This is a genomic window from Luteimonas sp. MJ250 (assembly GCF_039548455.1).
Lineage (GTDB): Bacteria > Pseudomonadota > Gammaproteobacteria > Xanthomonadales > Xanthomonadaceae > Luteimonas.
In genome coordinates, this window is the sequence record NZ_JBCLVB010000028.1 from 1 (window position 1) to 867 (window position 867).

General features: G+C 58.5%; 1 protein-coding gene. It reads right to left on the minus strand.

All coding sequences use genetic code 11. The features are described 5' to 3' along the window. Positions 1-174 precede the first annotated feature (174 nt). Positions 175-696, minus strand: a complete 522-nt coding sequence (locus WCE37_RS14705; RefSeq protein ID WP_199392635.1) for a hypothetical protein — start codon at positions 694-696, stop codon at positions 175-177. Positions 697-867: the final 171 nt, after the last annotated feature.

Genomic DNA, 867 nt, shown 5'->3' on the forward strand with positions numbered 1-867 from the left:
CGAAGATGAGCAACAAGACGGCGCCACACACCATTGCCACAGCAGCAATCGCGGAAACAGCTCGGTCTGAGCAATCACTTGTCGATGCGAATCGAGACAGTCCCGCAGCCCTCCATGGCGGCCTAACGCCGGAATTAAGCCGTGCCGCGAAGCGGCATCGGCTTGAATGAATTGTTAGCCGGCATTGGTCGCTGGCAAGTTGAGGGCTTTGCGTACCTTACACATGCCTTCATGTGTCTGCCTGGCTTGATACCGGAAGTACAGAACAAACGCCACGCCGACCAGGACGCCACCTGAAGCGATCCAGAAACGGAAGTTAGGGAATCTCACTGCGGCGAGAAGGGTCGCGCCAGCAACAAAGGTTGGCGTTGCGAAAAGCATCGCCAGCTCGAAGTAAAGTGTGGTTACAAGTCGGCTGAGATAACGGAACGCCACAGGTTCGCGTTCGCCGCAGTAGTTCAAGTACCGGAACCAATGTTCCTGCACTTGGTGCTCGCTCTCGAGCTTTCCGTCCCATCGGTGCTCCAAGTAGGTGCCCAGGCCCTCACAGGTGGACCCGGCAACCACAACGAGGGCGAAGATCAGCGCGTTAGCTAGGACTGCACTCTGGTCAGCACCTAAGGTGGCGGGCGTGTGCTCCACAAGCCATACCAACCATGGCGCAACTGCCACGAGGCCGGGGATCAGAACGGTCAAGAGCGATCGTGTAAGAGTGGTTGGCACCGCAGCTCCCCTGCCGGCTAACACCTAAGTTAAGCCGCACCGCGTAGTGGAGCGAAGCACATGGCAAGCTTTACCTGCCATGTGCTTGGCGTAACGAAGCGGTGTCGGCTTGAACGCATTGTTAGGCGCCGCCCCCGACCGCTG